Genomic DNA, 17471 nt, shown 5'->3' with positions numbered 1-17471 from the left:
GTCCAGCTTGTGCAAAGCGCCGGAGACGCGCGGGGGCGCGAAGGTTCGACCGGCGCACCCGCAAGAACTGAACATCCAGGAGCAAAGCAATGAAGAAACTCATTCTCGCGGCGTCGCTGGCGCTCGCCTTCGCAACGGGCGCTGCCCACGCCGAAACGATCAAGATGGGCGTCACGCCCGGTCCGCACGCGCAGATCATGGAAAAGGTCAAGGAAGTCGCGGCAACCAAGGGCCTCGACATCGAAGTGCTCGAGTTTTCCGACTATGTCGTGCCTAACCAGGCTCTGGCGGATGGGGAACTCAATGCCAATTCCTTCCAGCACAAGCCCTATCTCGACAATCAGGTCGCCGACCGCGCTTCGACCTCGTCGACATCGCCTACACGGTCAACTTCCCGATGGGCGTCTACTCCAGGAAGGTCAAGAGCCTCGAGGAGCTTGCCGATGGCGCAACGGTCGCAATTCCCAACGATCCGACCAATGGCGGCGCGTGCCCTGCTGGTGCTCGCAGATGCCGGCCTGATCAAGCTCAAGGAAGGCGCTGGCCTCAAGGTCGGTCCGGCTGATGTTGCCGAGAACCCCAAGAACCTCACCTTCGCTGAGCTCGACGCCGCCCAGCTGCCGCGCTCGCTGGACGATGTCGACGCTGCCGTGATCAACACGAACTATGCGCTTGAAGCAGGTCTCGATCCGGCAAAGGATCCGATCGCCCGCGAAGGCGAGAAGGCGCCCTACGTCAACGTCATCGCAATCAACGCCAAGGACAAGGACGCCGCCTGGGTCAAGACGCTGGTCGAGTCCTACCACAGCGACGCTGTGAAGGCCTTCGTGAACGACACCTTCAAGGGTTCGGTCATCCCCAGCTGGTAAGACCCACCGGACCTGATTTCTCATCGCGCGCCGCAAACACGGCGCGCGATTTGCATTTTCGGATAGGGGCGAATCGTCGAATATCTACTGCCGGCGCCTAGAAACGAGGTGCCGTTACGTCAGGCCGGCGCGAGAGATGAACTAATGTCGGCGAAATCGTGATGTTTCGGGTAAACAACGGTTGCGACGCCCAGGAATTTTGTCTCTCCATATCTCTCAATATTGCCAAGCGTTGCTGCGTGGCGCCGCGTATCCGGTGCGCAATTCATTGCGAAACAGAAACAAATGCAATCCTGTTTCCTTGAATTGCTGTTTTTTCGAAAGACGGCGCAAAGAAAGTGCCCTTACTCGCGGAAAAATCCGAACGGATTTGCGTGAGCCAACCGGCCTCCATTCTCCCCGTGCGCGGGTGACAAGATCTGACCCCTTATAAATCGCCTTTTCCGCAACCCGGCAAGCAGGGAAGAGTTCCCATGCCCCGGCCTATGCCGGGGCATTGTGAAGAAGAAGTAGAGGACGAAAAGATGGTTAGCGCCATTTCAAGTTCATCGGTATCGCTTCTCTCGAGCACGAGTTCGACGAGCAGTTCTGGGAGTTCGCTAAGCTCGCAGATCGCTCAGCTCGAATCTCAAATTTCGGCCAAGGAAGCGGAACTGGAAGATGCCCAGTCCGACGAAGAAAAGGCCGAGATTGAAGAGGCAGTCGCAGCCTTGAAGGCCCAGCTCGCTTCACTTGAAGCGCAGCAGGCCAGCAAGTCTGGGGAAGCGCAGAACGGACAGGATGCCAAGGCCGCACAGGCCACGCAATCGTCCTCGGACGAAAGCAAGAGCAATATCGGAACGACGAATTTCGATGATTCCACGCCGTTCGGCGAGCGTACCGCATGGGTCTGACGAAGAGACGGCATTCCTGTCCAGGCGGTGATCGTCAGGTCCACCCCCTGGGCATGCCGTTTCTGTGAACCGCCTCTGTTGGCGCCGGCCTCGCCGTGGCCGGTTTGGCATGATGCCACTTCATGACGGTCCCGGCGGACAAGCCATCCGCCGGGATTGTCATTTCAGGGTTGGCGCCCCACGCCCCGCGTTTAGGGCGCGATTGCTGCCTCGCGGTCGTGTGGCTATTCTTGGTGCTCCATCAACGAGGGGACGATCATGGCCCGCTTCCAGTTGCCGCTTTCCGGAGATGTGACGCAGACGATCAACCCCTGGACCTGGGTGTTCAGCCCCGGCAACACGAGCTTCAGTCTCTTCAGCTTCGATCTCGGCCCGTCGTCCAACCCGGAGGTCGAAGGCGAGATCCTGCGCGACGTCGCGAGCTATGGCCGGCAGATCGGCCGGATCGAGGATGCGCTTGCGGTACTGCTGACCCGCTTCGGGCGTCCCGAGGATCTTTCGCAGGAGGAGCAGGAGGCGCTCGAGGATTTCGACGCGCTGATGCGTGAAATCCAGGCCGTCAAGCGGCGACATCGCCGGTCTTCGGCGGGCGGTGCACAAGCGACAGCTGTTGCCTGACTGAAGTCGCCCCGAGCGCGTCGCGATCACCGGACCGGCTGTCGACGCATGTGCTCGTTGTTCTTGCGCATCCCGCAATCGGGAACCGCCGAGCACTTCCGGGTGATCCGCCTTACTTGCCGAGGTGTTTCTGTCCGCGCTTGCGGGCGAGATCCATCTGCTTCTGCCGCTGGCGGAAGCGGAGGCGGTCGTCATCGCTTCGTTCCGTGTGGCAATGGGGGCACGAGACGCCCGCCTCGTAGACCGGGACGCGATCTCCTCGGCGGTCAGCGGATGCCGGCAGGCCCTGCACAGCTTGTGTTCGCCTTCCTTCAGTCCGTGGGTCACGGAGACGCGTTCGTCGAATACAAAGCAGGCACCTTCCAGAGGCTCTCGTCCGCGGGGACTTCCTCGAGATACTTCAGAATGCCGCCCTCGAGATGGTAGACCTCGTCGAAACCCTCCTGCTTCATGAAGGCGGTCGCCTTCTCGCAGCGGATGCCGCCGGTGCAGTACATGGCGATCTTGGGCTTGTTGTGCAGCCCCTCGTTCTGCCGGACCCATTCCGGAAATTCTCGGAACGTCTTGGTCTTCGGATCGACGGCGTTGCGGAATACGCCGATGGCGGTCTCGTAGTCGTTGCGCGTGTCGATGACGATCGTGTCCGGATCGGAGATCAGGGCGTTCCAGTCCTTCGGCGCGACATAGGTGCCGACGATCCTGTTGGGGTCGATGTCCTCGACGCCCATCGTGACGATTTCCTTCTTCAGCCGCGCCTTCATGCGCAGGAACGGCATCTTGGAGGCACGGCTCTCCTTGTGCTGCAGCGACGCGAATTCGGGTTGCGCGCGCAGATAGGCAAGCACGGTTCGCACGCCTTCTTCGGGTCCGGCGATCGTGCCGTTGATGCCCTCGTGGGCGAGCAGCAGCGTGCCGCGCACGCCGTGTTCCTCGCACAGCGCCTGAAGCGGTTCGCGCAGGTCGGCGAACCGTGGCACGGAGACGAAGTGATAGAGCGCGGCCACAAGGAACTGGCCGTCGGCCTCGGGGCGGGGAATGGAGAGTTCGCTGGTCATGGCTGCCAAATACAGCTTTGCGGCTTTTCAGGCAATTGCCGCGCGCGCTCGCGACATTTTGTCTACCGGCGCACCTTGCAGGCGTACCGCCAGAGGAGCTCGACGCGTTCGCCCTCCCGCTCGGGACGTCCGGCAAAGATGGCGTCGGCAAGCGGAAGCGCCTCGGCTCGCATCCGGGTGCTCTCCGCGATCATGACCGAGAGAAGGTGGGCGACGTCGCCGAACGAGCCGAGATCGGCGGCATGCGTATCGATGAAGTTGCCGAGCAGAGCGATATCCTGATTGACGCCGAGAAGCTGCACGAGCCGCTTTGACCTGGCCGAGCTCGCGAAGAAGGCGGACGGCCAGGCCTCCGCCAGGAAGCCGCTCTGCATCCACCGGTCCTGCGCACGCTTGCGCAAGGCGTGGAAGCTTTCGGCATCGCCGCCATTCCTGGCGTTCTCGATAGCCTTGGCGGCCCTGTCGCTGGTACGCATCCATCCCCGGCCGAAGGTCCGCGATGTCGCCCGCGCCGAATCCGGCGCCGAGAACGTGTCGAGGGCCTTGGCTTCGTGGCAGGTGGCGATCGTGCGGGCCTGCAGCGCCGCCATCTCCTCGCCGCTGGGGGCATGCTCCTTGCGCCACTCCACCAGGCGGTCGCAGATGCGGATGATGGCCATGTGCTCGTCGGCGGTCGATGCCGAGACGGCGAGGTGGCGGGCGCATTCGATGCGGGACGTCGCATCCCTGACGGCGGCGAGGGCGCGCATGGCCTCCCCGATCCGCGTATTCTCCTTCTCGCGGAACTCCTTGTCCGCTGACTGCACAAGGCGGTAGAGGCCGCGCATGCGCTTGAACTGCTTTCGCGTCGTATGGATGGCTTCTTCGTCGCCGGGGGGCTGCCCTCGAGCGTGGTAATCGCCTTCTCGATATAGCCGCCGGCGATGCGGCGGATTTCCTTGTCCAGCGGCTTGTCAGGCCTGAAGATGAACTGCATGTGTCAGTCCCGCAGACTGGCCGAGCGCCATCACCTGGTTGGAATAGCGGCTCTCGCCGGTCACTTCCCGCCCACCCACGGCGGCAGGTCCGGATCATCATGGATGCTCGCAAGTTCCACCTCGGCGATCACCAGCCCCGTGTGGATGCCGCCGTAGACGTCGATTTCCCAGACGTGGGAGCCATGGCGTACCTTGTATCGGGTCTTCTCGATGATCGTCCCGATCGCCTGGCGCATCATGTCCCTGGCCTCGTCGGGATCGATGTCGAATTCATACTCGTCGCGCACCAGGGCGGATTGCCGATCTTGATCGTGAGCTGCGCCCGACCGTCGCCATAGGTGCGAACCCGCACCGACCGGTCGTCGGTCGTGATGATGTAGGACTGACGAATCCTGACGCCTGCATCGGCGGTCTGGCGCCAGCGACTTCCCGAAACCAGAAATTTTCTTTCGATTTCCTTGGCCATGCTTTCCGCCCTGAATGGTTGCGGACCGTAGGTGCGAGCGAGACTACATTATAGCACTCTGATGGCAAGCGCTCAGTATGGGCTTGCATGAAGTTTGAGCCCTACCGTGCGGTTTTGTCTCGACATCAACGGACAAGCGCTATATTCCACGGGAAATTCAATCGTTTTAAGGGCCGATGCCATGCGCGAGAAAAACGAAAAGCTCCTCTCCGTCCTCAAGCTGCAGCCCGTCGTACCGGTCCTCATCATCGAGGATGCCAAAACTGCGGTTCCGCTTGCGCGCGCGCTGGTGGCGGGCGGGCTCAAGGCGATCGAGATCACGCTGCGCACGCCGGCCGCACTCGACGCGATCCGCGCCGTTGCCGACGAGGTCGAGGGTGCCGTTCCGGGTGCGGGAACGATCCTCAACGCCGCCCAGTTCGAGCAGGCGGTCACCGCAGGTTCGCAGTTCATCGTCAGCCCCGGATCCACACCGTCGCTTCTCGATGCGGCGGAGGATTTCGAGGTTCCGCTGCTTCCCGGCGCGGCGACTGCAAGCGAGGTGATGGCACTGCGCGACGAGGGCTATGAGGTTCTCAAGTTCTTCCCGGCCGAGCAGGCGGGCGGCGCATCCTACCTCAAGTCTCTGGCATCGCCGCTTGCCGGCACGCTCTTCTGCCCGACCGGAGGCATCTCGCTTTCGAATGCGAAGGACTATCTTTCGCTGCCGAACATCGTCTGCGTCGGCGGTTCGTGGGTCGCTCCGAAGGAGCTCATCGTCAAGGGTGACTGGGCGGGAATCACCAAGCTTGCCGCCGAAGCATTCGCACTGAAGGGCTGAGCAAGGCCGGGCCCAAGCGAGCGCGCCGCGCATGCGGCGCTTTCGCCTGTTTGTAATTCGCATATGGCAATCCTATCTTCCGTTGCAGTCGGCACAAGAAACGGAGAGCCAAGATGTTCGATGCGAAGAAATTGCTGGATCAGTTCCTCGGATCGCAGGTGCCTGGCGCGGGAGGGACCGTGCGGGACAGGGCCGGGCAAGTGACCCAGCTCGCCAAGGACAACCCTCTCGCCTCGATCGCGATCGCCGGCGTGCTGCTCGGCACCGGCGCTGGCCGGCAGGTGACCGGCAGCGCTCTCAAGCTCGGCAGCCTGGCCGCAATCGCCGGCCTCGGCTACAAGGCGTACCAGGCCTACAAGGCAGGGCAGGCGCCGCAGGACGCTGCCGCGGGGACGACCCCGGAACTGCTTCCCCCTCCGACCAATTCCGGCTTCGAGACGGAAGCGGTATCCGCCGATTTCGCACTGGTGCTGGTGCGCGCCATGATCGCCGCCTCGCGCGCCGACGGCCATATCGATGCGGCCGAGCGGGAACGCATCATCGACAAGCTCAAGGTATCCGGCCTCGGCGACGACGCCACGGCATTCCTCGATAGCGAGCTCGCCAATCCGATCGACATGGACGCGATCGTTGCGGCCGCCAAAAGCGAGGAGCAGAAGGTCGAGCTCTATACAGCGTCGCGGCTGACAATCGAGCCTGACAGCCGGGCGGAGCGTGGTTATCTCGACCTGCTGGCGGGAAGGCTCGGGCTTGCGGACGCGCTCGTAGACCATATCGAGGCGACCGTATCCGCCGCCAAGACGCCGGCCGGCACGGCCGTGTGATCGATCGATCACCACTTTCCATTTGTGCCGGGGCATCCCCTGAATTATGGCAATATGCGTTGCGGGCTCGACCCGCAACGCCGCCTGCAGCACGTTGATGCCGCCGGCGCGATGTCGCGGACCAGGGAGTGACTTATGGCTGATCTTGCAAATTGGACTGCACGTCCGGCGCCCGCGCCGGTAACGCTGGAGGGCTGTTATGTTCGTATCGAGCCATACGATCGCGAGACGCACCTGCAGGCGCTCTGGGATGCCTTCGGCGGCCTGGCGATCAACCCGCTGCTGCTCTATTTCACCCAGGACGACTTCAAGGGCATCGAGGATTTCGATGCGTGGCTGAGCGCCGTGCAGAAGGGCGGCTGGGTCACCGAAGTGTTCCGCGACCGCGCAACCGGCACGGTCGTCGGCATGGCCAACTACATGCGGCCGGATCCGGCAAACGGCGTCGTCGAGATCGGCGGTATAGCACACGGGCCGGCAATGGCGCGTTCACCTCTATCTACCGAAGCGCAGTATCTGCTGGCAAAGCATGCCTTCGAGGACCTCGGCTATCGTCGCTACGAATGGAAATGCAACGACGAGAACGAGCCGAGCAAGCGAACGGCTGCCCGCCTCGGCTTCCAGTACGAGGCGCGTCTTCCGCCAACACATGCTGTCCAAGCGCAAGAACCGGGACACGGCCTGGTTTTCGATCATCGACGGTGAATGGCCGGTGGTCGCCCGGGCTTTCGAACTGTGGCTCGACCCGGAAAACTTCGATGCGGCGGGAAGCCAGAAGCGTCGTCTGGAGGATATCCGTGCTCAGCTCCTGAAGGAAAAGGCATGAGCGTGGAGCCCGAAAGAAAGGGAACGTCGCCTGCCGTCGCCGCCGCCGTGATTCTGGTCGTGACGGGGCTTGCCTTCTTCTTCCTTCCGAAGGTGATGATTGCCCTCGGGGGATTTCTCCCTGGCTCGCGGGCGTCTTCGGCACGGCGGTCGTGCTGGCTTTCTTCCTGCTGTTCTGGCTGCTGGGCACGCTACCAGCGCGGACACGACAAGTAGCAGGCATTTCGCCCGTCTCAGTCACCATTTCTGCGGATTGCCGTCAGCGCGACGGTCGGCCTCGTCGCAATTTGCGGCAGGTCTACCCCTCAAGAGGCGTGCAGCGGGTTCGTGTCCGCAGCAGCGTCAAACAAGGGTTTGAGCGCTCTCGCTAGCCCGAGAGAAGCGGAATTGCTCTAGGCCTGGAGCGACGCGCCGAGGAGCACGAGCCCGAGAACCATGACCAGCAAAGCCCCCACGATCTCGATTGCACTGCCGAGGCGCAGCGCCGCCGATCCGTCGCCGGCATAGCGCATCGCCGCGTTCTTGGCGGTCACGGCAAGCGTGGCGAGGATCGAAACGGTGATGGCCGTGCCGATCGACATGGCGAAGACCGAAAGAATTCCGCCGAGATAAAGCCCGTTCAGCAGCGCGAAGGTGAGCACGATCAGCGCGCCCGAGCATGGACGCAGACCGACGGCCACGATTGCCGACCATGCCTCCCTCAGCCTGAAGCGCTCACCCTTCAGGAGTTGCGGATCGGGTGCGTGGGCATGGCCGCACGTCGCGCAGATCTCGCCGGGCCCATGGTGGTGGCCGTGGTCATTTGCATGGCCGTGGTGGTGATGATCGTGGTGGTGCGGCTCGTGAGACGTGGCGCTGACCTGCGCGCTCAGGGCGGCCCTTTCTGGGACCGCCCCGGAGCTTGCGATAGAGCAACCAGGCGCCGAAGGCGGCGATCAGGGCATAGCTCGCGACTTCCAGAGCATGGGTGGCGCGTGTCATGGAGATCGTGGTTCCGCGCAGCACGAGGTAGGCCGCGCCGACGAGCAGGATCGCGACCGCGCCCTGGAGCATGGAGGACAGGAACGACAGCACGACGCCGCGCTTCAGTTCCACCTCGTTCGCCAGCATGTAGGACGAGATGACCGCCTTGCCATGGCCGGGCCCGGCGGCGTGGAGGACGCCGTAGGCGAAGGACAGTCCGACGAGGGTCGAGGCCGCCCAGGGATTGTCGCGCATCTGCTTCAGCGCGCCCGTCAGCATGCGATAGAAGCCCTGCTGCTCACTGTTGACCCAGGCGAAGAAGCTGCCGAAGGGACCGGTCGTGTTGAATGCCGGTTCTGCGGTACCGATGCCGAGCGGCGACTGGGCGTGGGCGTAGCCCAGTCCCGCGAGGACCAGGATTGCGACGGCCGGGGCGAGCCGCACGAGCCTGCCATTCAGCATGTGATTTCGATCCTCGTGGCGAAGAGCTTGGACATGTCGGTGCCCGTCGGATCGTTCCAGAAGGCATCGGTGAGGGTTGACTGGTTTTCCGCGAGAACCTCGTCCGGGTCCGGCCGGACGACCTTGTGCGTGCAGGCGTCGAACTTGTCGCCGAGGACCGTCATGTCGTCGTCATTGGCAAAGTCCATCGCGGCATACATCGTCGGATCGTAGACGCCGAAGGTAAGCTTGCCCTTCAGGGGCATCGGTTCCGCAGGCTTGACGCTGAAGAACATCAGGAGCTGCCCATCCTTGAAGTCGACGTTTATCACGTCCGGCTTTGCGACCTTGATGTCTTTCCCGTCCTCGGTGATCGAGGTGTAGTAGTTGAACTCCTCCAGCGACTCGAGAACCGTCTGGCCGACCTCTGCGAGCTCGTCCGGATCGAGCTTCGCATTGCTGTTCTTGTCGAAATCGAGAATCACGCTCGAGGAGAACATGTCGTCGAACCGCCAGACGTTGCGCAGTTCGGAAATCGTCCCGTCCTCGCCTGCGACGATCTCGAGCCGGGCTTCGGCGAAGATATGCGGGTGGGCGAGGGCGGCCACCGGAGCAAGCCAGGCGAGCCCGGCAAGAGCATGGTACGATGGTTCATGCGTTCGCTGACGCCCTTTGATCGAAGTGGAAACAAGTCAATGGAATGTATCTCAATTGGGACGGAATTGGGACCCGTCGCGGTTGTCGGATTGTCGCAGTCAGCCGCCGGTGGAAGGGAAACGGCGAAACCAGCCGTGAAGGAAATCGACGAAGGTGCGGACCTTGGCCGGCAGGTAGCGGCGGTGCGGGTAGATCGCGTAGATGCCGCGATCGGTGGGCAGGAAGTCCTCGAGCAGGGACACCACAGAACCTGACGCAAGCCGGCTCGATGCGATGAATTCCGGCACCTGGGCTACGCCGAGGCCGCTTTCGGCGGCGCGGATCGCCGTCATCGGGCTGTTGACCTCGATGTGGCCGCTGACCGGAACGCTGAAGCCGGCGCCCTTCTCGTCGACGAAGCGCCAATTGCTGTAGGAGCGCCCATTGGTGTCGAGAATGCAGGGAAGGCGCGCCAGATCGTTCGGGTGGGTGATCGCGCCGGTCCGTTCGATGAAATCGGGCGAGGCGCAGATCTTCAGGTGGAAGTCACCGAGCTTGCGGGCAATCAGCGCCGAATCTTCCAGCCGGGTGATGCGCACCGCCACGTCGAAGCCTTCCTCGACCAGATCGACGAAGCGGTCCTCGGCGACAATCTCGAGCGACAGTTCCGGGTGCGCCCGCCCGAAATCGACGAGCGACTGGCCGATGTCGGCATCGACGAAGGTGCGCGGCGCCGAGATCTTCAGCGTCCCCTTGAGGTCCGTGTTCTTCTCCCGCACGAGGTCGGCGAGGTTGTCTATTTCCTTCAGGATCTCGGACGCGGTGCGGTAGTAGGTATGGCCCGCCTCGGTCAGCGAGAACTGGCGTGTCGTGCGGTTCAGAAGCAGCGCACCGAGGTCGTCCTCGAGTTCCCGGACGTACTTGGAAAGGAGCGCCTTCGAGCGGCCCATCTTGCGCGAGGCGGCTGAAAACCCCTCGGCGTCCACGACATCGATGAAGGCCCGAATGCGGGTCAAGGTATCCATCTGAAAAGACTTTCCAATTTGGCGGCGCCGCGTAAGCGGCGAGCGCAGCTGAAATCCTGAAACATGTCTGTCTGCGCCGATCTCGCCGCCCGATCGCCCCGGGTGGATCTTTTGCTCCAAATCCTTGATTCTTCGAGCGGCTTGGGTCGAATTTCGCCGATGGGGAAGAATTTTCAATAGCGGGGGGCAAAAAACTCTTGATTGCGACAGGGAATCTCCTTATCTCCCGTGCTGCCCAAAGTCGCACGTGCCTGTGGGTGTCCGCCGACCCTCGATTAGGTGAGGTCATCGGTAAGGTACCTGGAACTAACCCCTCCAGTCGCTATTCCGGCCAACCGGGAAATGCGAGGACATCTTGAAGCAACGACGGTGCGGGCCTTTCTGGTGTCTGCCGGCTTTCCATCAGCCGGGGTTACTGAAGAGGCACACCTTCATTGCCGGAAGTGCGGTTGGGTTATTCCCCTCCAATCCATGGCAGACAAAGCCGAATTGAAGCCTAGGCGGGCTTCAGTTCATCGTTCGCGCATCGTGCGCATGCTTGGTTCCGGGGTCTCCACCGGCTGGTTCCATCGCATGTTCGCGTATGCCCTTTGTCCTCCGGATTTCCGGAGCCAATTGATCATGGGGAATGGCAAGATGACCACCGCACGTATTATCGATTTCCTGAACACCCGACGTCCCGACGGTCCGTGCCTTGTTGTCGACCTCGATGTCGTGCGCGACAATTTCAAGGCTTTCCGTCATGCCCTGCCGGATAGCTCGATCTACTATGCCGTCAAGGCCAATCCGGCTCCGGAAATCCTGCGCCTGCTCGCCAGCATGGGTTCCAATTTCGACTGCGCGTCCGTCGCGGAAATCGAAATGGCGCTCGATGCCGGTGCGACGCCCGCCCGCATCTCGTTCGGCAACACGATCAAGAAGGAGCGCGACATTGCCCGCGCCCACGCGCTTGGTGTGAGCCTGTTTGCCGTCGACAGCCACGAGGAAGTCGAGAAGATCTCCCGTGCTGCCCCGGGCGGCCGCGTATTCTGCCGCGTCCTGACGGACGGCGAAGGTGCGGAATGGCCGCTATCGCGCAAGTTCGGCTGCGTACCGCAGATGGCGGTCGACGTGCTCGTCTATGCGCACCAGCTCGGCCTGGTGTCCTACGGTGTCTCGTTCCATGTCGGCTCGCAGATGACGAAGCTCGATGCCTGGGATTCTGCGCTCGCCGATGCCAAGCGCGTCTTCGTCCAGCTTGCCAAGCAGGGCATCGAGCTGAAGATGGTCAACATGGGCGGTGGTTTCCCGACCAAGTACCTGCGTGACGTTCCCTCCGCCGAGGCCTATGGCCAGGCGATCTTCGGGGCGCTGCGCAAGCACTTCGGCAACCACATCCCGGAAACCATCATCGAGCCGGGCCGCGGCATGGTCGGCAACGCCGGCGTGATCAAGGCGGAAGTCGTCCTCATCTCGAAGAAGTCTGACAACGACAACCATCGCTGGGTGTTCCTCGACATCGGCAAGTTCGGCGGCCTCGCCGAAACCATGGACGAGGCGATCCGCTACCCGATCCGCACGGTTCGCGATGCCGACGAGATGGAGCCCTGCGTGCTTGCAGGCCCGACCTGCGACTCGGCCGACGTGATGTACGAGAAGAACATGTATCCGCTGCCGATCTCTCTTTCGATCGGCGACGAGGTTCTGATCGAGGGCACCGGGGCCTATACGACGACCTACTCGGCCGTCGCCTTCAACGGCTTCGAGCCCCTGAAGGCCTATGTCATCTGATCCGGCAGCTCCCGCATTTGCGCGGGAGCGCCTTTCACAACTCTGTCTGATGCCCGCTTGTGGCGGCAATTGAAGTTCGGGAGGCCGGGATGGCCACTGTTCTTGACTCTGTCCGCGCGTTTTTCGCGCAATCCGCATTCGCAATCGACTCGGAGAATGCCGGCGACGTCGTCGCGCGTGAACGCCTCCTCGACCGCGCCATGGGCGAGGGCCGCTTCCGCAAGTCCTCGGAGAAGCTTCGCCACGGCCGGGTTCCGGCAGAAGGTCTCGCCCTCGTCGCCCGAGATCGGGACGGACACATGATCGGCACAGTGCGGCTGTGGAACGTCGAGGCCGGTATCGACGCCTCGGGCGCTCCCGTTCCCGCGCTTCTGCTCGGTCCGCTTGCTGTCGACCCCGATCACGAAGGCAAGGGCATCGGCTCCGCGCTGATGCGGGCAGCGCTGACCGAAGCCCGCAACCTGGGGCATGGTGCAGTCCTGCTGGTCGGCGACGCACCCTATTACGAGCGCTTCGGCTTCTTTGCGGAAAAGGCCTGCCATCTGGTCATGCCCGGCCCGTTCGAGCGCCATCGTTTCCTGGCGCTGGAGTTGAAAGAGGGCTGGCTCGAGGGCACCGCCGGCGTCCTCGTCGCCTCCGGCCGCCGGCTGGGTCGGCCGGAGTTCAACAAGGCGGCCTGATCGGGCGGCCTGCGGTTGAACTGCGGCTGGCGCGACAATCTCCCCGCCCGATGTTACGATCGGGCGGCGGTGCCGGCGGGCACCGCCTCAAAACGGGGGAATAATCATGCGTAAACTGGACGACGCCTATATTGGCTGCGGGCTGCTCTGGCTCGCGTTCGGCATGGCATTCGGGATCTGGATGGGGGTCGCGATGCAGTTGAACTTCTCCAATTCCCATGCCCACGCCAATCTTTTGGGATTTGTCTCTTCGATCCTCTTCGGGCTCATACTGCGCGCCTACCCATCCATGCGCGAATCCCGGCTCGCCCTGCCGCAGTTCGTCGTCTATCAACTCGGCGCCGTGCTGCTCGTCATCGGCAAGATGCAGATCGATGCCGGCGGAGAGCCGACACTCGCCAAGATCGGCGCGCTCATCATCCTGCTCGGTGCGCTCGGCATGCTCTGTCTGTTCGCGCTTCGGCGGAACGCCCCGGTGAGACTCGAGGGCAGGGCCGGTCGCCCGGCCTGAGGCAGGCTTCGCCGCTCCCGGACAGAAACCGGTAGCGATCCGGACCGTCGTTGAAACCTTCGCTGCCTGTCGCAGCGAGGGCGGTGCGCCGCCTTGCCGGAAGGGAGGGCGGCCTTCCTGGAAAGATAGCCACCGGCGCATACATCTCCGCATTGCAATGCGTGGCATAAGTGCAACGCTTGTCCAAACCGGCAAAGACCTGCACAGCAGTTGCTAAAGTATTGATCCAGCTCAACTCTCTCATGTCGGATCGGCGGATAGTCGCCGCATCGCAGCGGCGATTCCGCTGCTCATGACCGATGAAGGAGAGAATGATGCTGAACACCCTGACCCGTCCCATGGGGCTTTTTGCGATCGCAGTCGCCGCCACCCTGGGGCAGGTGGCCTCGGCGGCGGACCTGACGCCCATAACCGAGCCGGCGCCAGGGGCGGCGGAACTTGCGGCGTCGAGCCCGTGGCAGGTCCGCGTGCGCGGCCTGGGTGTCGTGACCAATGATTCGGGCCATGTGAACGGCATTGCAGGCTCCGACCTGTCGTACAGCGATACGATCGTTCCGGAGCTCGATATCTCCTATTTCTTCACTGACAACATCGCTGCGGAACTGATCCTCGGCGCCACCTATGCCAACATCGATGCAGCAGGTTCGATCGCCGGGCTGGGCAAGGTCGGAAAGACATGGCTGCTACCGCCGACGCTGACGCTGCAATACCATTTCACCGATTTCGGTGCCTTCAAGCCCTATGTCGGGGCTGGCGTCAACTACACCATCTTCTTCGATCAGTCCGGCAGCGGCGACTTTTCCAACCTCGACGTGAAGAACAAGTTCGGCGCGGCGCTTCAGGTCGGCTTCGATTACATGATCGACGACCACTGGGGTGTCAACTTCGACGTGAAGAAGCTGTTCCTGGAGCCGGAGTGGAAGGTCGACTTCGGCGGCACGTCGCTCTCGGGCAAGGCCAAGCTTGACCCCTGGCTGATCGGCACGGGCTTCACCTATCGTTTCTAGGTTATGTGTGCGAATCCGGAGCGGGGAAACTTTCCCCGTTTTCCCCGCCCGCGAAGGGTATGTCATTCTAAGGCGGTCCTTCGGGAAGGGAGCCGGGTTCGCGAACCGGCCGCCTCACCGGCGCAACCCGGGCAAGAAGGATGGTTTCTCCGGTTGAGGCCTTCGCCGTCAGGGTGGGGTCTCCGGGGCGAGGGTGTTGCGGCGCTGACAGCGTCACAATCCCTTCGTCTTCGCAAGACCTGCAGGAACCGGGCAGGCGGAAAGCCTGACATGAAATACCAATGCAACCGAGCCGCCTGCCTGCCTCCCGAGCAGAACCGGCACGGACGGTTTCGACCGCCGTCCGTGCCGGGGTTTCGGCGTGCGTTTTTTCGGCTTCGCGGATCCCGTCGCGGGCTGGTTTGACAGCTGGCCCACCTCGCGATAAAAACCTGGCCGACGGGTGAGAGCCCCGGCCGTCCGCGAGCGCAAGCTTTGGTGAAGTCTCTCTGATACGACACGGTTTTCCAGCATCATAGCATGCGGACCGGTGGCAATGCGGACCCCTCCGACACGGCGCATGCAGACACTGGAGAAAACCATGCGTCTATCGACGCCGCTTCCTTCCCTGGAGAGCCTGAAGGGTCAGGCCAAACGTCTGAGGATCCGGCTTGCCGCCGAAGACCAGCCAATCGGCCATTCCCGCGCGCTCGAACTCGTTGCCGCGCAATACGGCTTTCGCGACTGGAACACCCTTCACGGGGCTCTCGGCAATCGCCCGCCATTCGATCCCTGGCAACTCGGCTCGCGAGTGCGCGGCCACTATCTCGGACAGCCCTTCGACGCGACGGTGCTCGCGGTCCAGGCGATTACGTCCAGCCCCGGCCACTATCGCCTGACGCTCCATTTTGACGAACCCGTCGACGTGGTGACCTTCGAGAGCTTCTCCGCCTTCCGGCAGCGCGTGAGCTGCACCGTCGACGAAACGGGGCGAACCGCTTCGAAGACATCGGACGGCAGGCCGCACGTGGAGCTGGAGTGGTAGGCCGGATCTGGTTCGTCGTGGGTGCCCACGCGCAATCCACCCCGCTCCCGTGGCGGGGCGGATTGCGAAGCCCGGCGTGCACGCTTCGCACATCACCAATCTTCAAGAACGCGTGAAGCGTGGCGGGGCGCCGCGATTTCGGCCGGACGATGCCCTACCTCACTCCCATGACCAGAAAAGTCCTCATCCTCTTCCTTTGCCTGGCGCTCCCGTTGGCGCCGGGATCGCTGCAGGCGCAAGCGCTGGAAGGGTCAGCGGAACCGGCATCGGCGACCCGCAGTGGCGGGCTTTCGCGTGTTCTCGACGAAGCGTCGGCGTTTCCGGCCCTCAGGACGGTCATCGTTGCACGCAACGGTGAGATCATCGCGGAGCGCGGCTATCGCGGACATTCGACGAGCGAGAGCACCAATATCAAGTCCGCATCGAAGAGTATCGTCTCGGCGCTGGTCGGGATCGCCATCGAAAAGGGCCTGCTGGAGGGAACCGACCAGCCGATCGCACCGATCCTTCGCGCCGACCTGCCGGCTGACCCCGATCCGAGACTCGCACAGGTGACGATCGGCAATCTGCTGTCGATGCAGGCGGGACTGGAGCGGATGTCCGGTGCGAACTACGGGCGCTGGGTGTCGAGCCGCAACTGGGTGCGCACGGCACTTGCTGCGCCGTTCGTGGAAGAGCCGGGCGGTGCGATGCTCTATTCTACGGCGTCGACGCATCTGCTTTCGGCGATTCTCACCAGGGTCGGCGGCAAGCCCACGCTGGCGCTGGCGCGCGAGTGGCTCGGGCCGCTCGAGGATTTCCATATCGGCGCGTGGGAGCGCGATCCGCAGGGCATCTATCTCGGTGGCAACCAGATGGCGATGAGCGCTCGCTCGCTTCTGGCGTTCGGCGAGCTCTACCGCAACGGCGGCCGCACGCGGGACGGCAGGCAGCTGGTGCCGGAGGAATGGGTCCGGCAATCCTGGGAGGTGCGCACCAATTCCCGCTTCTCAAATGACGGCTATGGCTACGGCTGGTTCGAGCGCGTCATCGGCGGCAAGACCGTGCATTTCGCCTGGGGTTTCGGTGGCCAGATGCTCTATATCGTGCCCGAACTCGGCCTGACCGTCGCCATGACGTCCGACGAAAGCGGACCATCGGCGCGCACGGGATACCGGGACGCGCTCCACGGCCTGCTCGCGGAAATCATCGGGACGGCAGAGAGCTGAGCCTCAGAGGATCGTCTGGTCCATGCTCGCGGACGGGATCTCGTCGGCGCGGTGGATGCGAACGACAGATGCCGGCACACCGGCAACCGTGCAGTGAGACGGAACCGCCTTCAGGACCACGCTTCCGGCTGCGATCTTGCTGAAGGCTCCCACCTCGATGTTGCCAAGGATCTTGGCGCCCGCACCGATCATTACGCCCCGCCTGACCTTCGGATGGCGGTCGCCGGTCTGCTTGCCGGTGCCGCCGAGCGTCACGTCCTGCAGGATCGAGACATCGTCCTCGATCACGGCGGTTTCGCCGATCACGATGCCGGATCCATGATCGAGCATCACCGCTGACCCGATCGTGGCCGCCGGATGGATATCCACGCCGAAGACCAGCGAGGCGAGGTTGGAAAGCCAGTTTGCCGCCTCGCGCCGCCCGGAATGCCAGAGGCTGTGCGCCGCCCGGTAGGTCTCCAGCGCGTGGAAGCCCTTGAGGTTGGCGAGCACATGAAGGAAGCTCTCGCAGGCGGGGTCGCGCTCGCGCACGGCCCTGAGATCCAGTTCCACCCTTGCAAGGATGTAGGGCTCTGCGGAAAAGACCTCCGTCAGGAGTTGCCCGATCGTCCGGCGCTCGGCCTCGTCGGCCGCCAGCCGCGTGGCAAGCACGCCGGAAAGCAGCGCAGCATCGCTTTCGGCCGCGAGGAGGCGCTCGAGACTTGCCCGCAGGACCGGCTCGCGTTCGGCGAGATCGCGGGCCTCCGCGCGGACGATCGTCCAGATCTCGCTGTCTGCCGGGTGCGGGCGCAGGCTCGGCGCCGGCGTCTTGTCAGCGATCTGCGGAGAGAGTGCGGTTTTCGAAGGCATGCGCCATTCT

At 63.2% G+C, this 17471-nt stretch carries 13 protein-coding genes and 7 pseudogenes; 13 read left to right on the top strand and 7 right to left on the bottom strand.

What is annotated here, in order from left to right:
* Nucleotides 1-89: 89 nt before the first annotated feature.
* The 3 genes and pseudogenes from F3Y30_RS21065 (at nt 90) to F3Y30_RS21055 (ending at nt 2380) form a co-directional block, all read left to right on the top strand.
* Nucleotides 90-869 (top strand): annotated as a pseudogene (locus F3Y30_RS21065) (MetQ/NlpA family ABC transporter substrate-binding protein).
* Between the two features lie 473 nt (nt 870-1342).
* On the top strand, nt 1343-1762 hold the full coding sequence (locus F3Y30_RS21060) for a hypothetical protein (protein ID WP_246752825.1): 420 nt from the start codon (nt 1343-1345) through the stop codon (nt 1760-1762).
* A gap of 258 nt (nt 1763-2020) precedes the next feature.
* Nucleotides 2021-2380, top strand: coding sequence for a hypothetical protein (locus F3Y30_RS21055; protein ID WP_203424584.1), 360 nt, complete (start codon nt 2021-2023; stop codon nt 2378-2380).
* Between the two features lie 112 nt (nt 2381-2492).
* Here the strand turns inward: F3Y30_RS21055 and F3Y30_RS21050 are convergent.
* From F3Y30_RS21050 to F3Y30_RS21040, 3 pseudogenes are all read right to left on the bottom strand, one after another.
* A pseudogene (locus tag F3Y30_RS21050) lies at nt 2493-3435 on the bottom strand (rhodanese-related sulfurtransferase).
* A gap of 62 nt (nt 3436-3497) precedes the next feature.
* A pseudogene (locus tag F3Y30_RS21045) lies at nt 3498-4298 on the bottom strand (CHAD domain-containing protein); the annotation flags it as partial.
* A 90-nt stretch (nt 4299-4388) separates the two neighbouring features.
* A pseudogene (locus tag F3Y30_RS21040) lies at nt 4389-4878 on the bottom strand (CYTH domain-containing protein).
* A gap of 181 nt (nt 4879-5059) precedes the next feature.
* Here F3Y30_RS21040 and F3Y30_RS21035 point away from each other — a divergent pair.
* From F3Y30_RS21035 to F3Y30_RS21020, 4 genes and pseudogenes are all read left to right on the top strand, one after another.
* On the top strand, nt 5060-5698 hold the full coding sequence (locus F3Y30_RS21035) for a 2-dehydro-3-deoxy-phosphogluconate aldolase (protein ID WP_203424583.1): 639 nt from the start codon (nt 5060-5062) through the stop codon (nt 5696-5698).
* Nucleotides 5699-5811: 113 nt separating this feature from the next.
* Nucleotides 5812-6522 carry a tellurite resistance TerB family protein gene (locus F3Y30_RS21030; RefSeq protein ID WP_203424582.1) on the top strand — a complete coding sequence of 237 codons (711 nt, stop codon included), beginning with the start codon at nt 5812-5814 and terminating at the stop codon, nt 6520-6522.
* A 135-nt stretch (nt 6523-6657) separates the two neighbouring features.
* A pseudogene (locus F3Y30_RS21025) lies at nt 6658-7348 on the top strand (GNAT family protein).
* Nucleotides 7345-7563 (top strand): annotated as a pseudogene (locus F3Y30_RS21020) (hypothetical protein). The pseudogenes F3Y30_RS21025 and F3Y30_RS21020 overlap by 4 nt, the downstream one beginning before the upstream one ends.
* 176 nt (nt 7564-7739) lie before the next feature.
* Here F3Y30_RS21020 and F3Y30_RS21015 read toward each other — a convergent pair.
* The 3 genes and pseudogenes from F3Y30_RS21015 to F3Y30_RS21005 form a co-directional block, all read right to left on the bottom strand.
* Nucleotides 7740-8772 (bottom strand): annotated as a pseudogene (locus F3Y30_RS21015) (nickel/cobalt transporter).
* Nucleotides 8766-9428, bottom strand: coding sequence for a DUF1007 family protein (locus F3Y30_RS21010; RefSeq protein ID WP_203426716.1), 663 nt, complete (start codon nt 9426-9428; stop codon nt 8766-8768). Before F3Y30_RS21010 ends, F3Y30_RS21015 begins: the two are co-directional and overlap by 7 nt.
* A gap of 78 nt (nt 9429-9506) precedes the next feature.
* Entirely contained in the window at nt 9507-10412 is a 906-nt protein-coding gene (locus F3Y30_RS21005) for a LysR family transcriptional regulator (RefSeq protein ID WP_203424581.1), read from the bottom strand.
* A gap of 636 nt (nt 10413-11048) precedes the next feature.
* Here F3Y30_RS21005 and odc2 point away from each other — a divergent pair.
* The 6 genes from odc2 to F3Y30_RS20975 all read left to right on the top strand — a co-directional run bounded on the left by odc2 (nt 11049) and on the right by F3Y30_RS20975 (nt 16612).
* Nucleotides 11049-12182: an ornithine/lysine decarboxylase gene (odc2, locus tag F3Y30_RS21000; RefSeq protein ID WP_203424580.1), complete on the top strand. Its 1134-nt coding sequence runs from the start codon at nt 11049-11051 to the stop codon at nt 12180-12182.
* Nucleotides 12183-12271: 89 nt separating this feature from the next.
* Nucleotides 12272-12862, top strand: a complete 591-nt coding sequence (locus F3Y30_RS20995) for an N-acetyltransferase (RefSeq protein WP_203424579.1) — start codon at nt 12272-12274, stop codon at nt 12860-12862.
* A gap of 106 nt (nt 12863-12968) precedes the next feature.
* Nucleotides 12969-13373, top strand: a complete 405-nt coding sequence (locus F3Y30_RS20990) for a hypothetical protein (RefSeq protein WP_203424578.1) — start codon at nt 12969-12971, stop codon at nt 13371-13373.
* 314 nt (nt 13374-13687) lie between these two features.
* Nucleotides 13688-14380: an OmpW family protein gene (locus F3Y30_RS20985; RefSeq protein ID WP_203424577.1), complete on the top strand. Its 693-nt coding sequence runs from the start codon at nt 13688-13690 to the stop codon at nt 14378-14380.
* 580 nt (nt 14381-14960) lie between these two features.
* Nucleotides 14961-15404: a glyoxalase superfamily protein gene (locus F3Y30_RS20980; RefSeq protein WP_203424576.1), complete on the top strand. Its 444-nt coding sequence runs from the start codon at nt 14961-14963 to the stop codon at nt 15402-15404.
* A gap of 167 nt (nt 15405-15571) precedes the next feature.
* Complete coding sequence (locus tag F3Y30_RS20975; protein WP_203424575.1) at nt 15572-16612, top strand: serine hydrolase; 1041 nt, start codon at nt 15572-15574, stop codon at nt 16610-16612.
* 3 nt (nt 16613-16615) lie between these two features.
* On the opposite strand, the gene cysE is transcribed toward F3Y30_RS20975, so the two are convergent.
* Nucleotides 16616-17461 (bottom strand): serine O-acetyltransferase, encoded by an 846-nt coding sequence (gene cysE, locus F3Y30_RS20970; RefSeq protein ID WP_203424574.1) that lies wholly within the window; start codon nt 17459-17461, stop codon nt 16616-16618.
* Between the last annotated feature and the right edge of the window lie 10 nt (nt 17462-17471).

It is taken from the genome of Sinorhizobium sp. BG8, assembly GCF_016864555.1.
Lineage (GTDB): Bacteria > Pseudomonadota > Alphaproteobacteria > Rhizobiales > Rhizobiaceae > BG8.
Note: the sequence above shows the minus strand (reverse complement) of the source record. Positions and strands in the feature narration are given on the sequence as shown.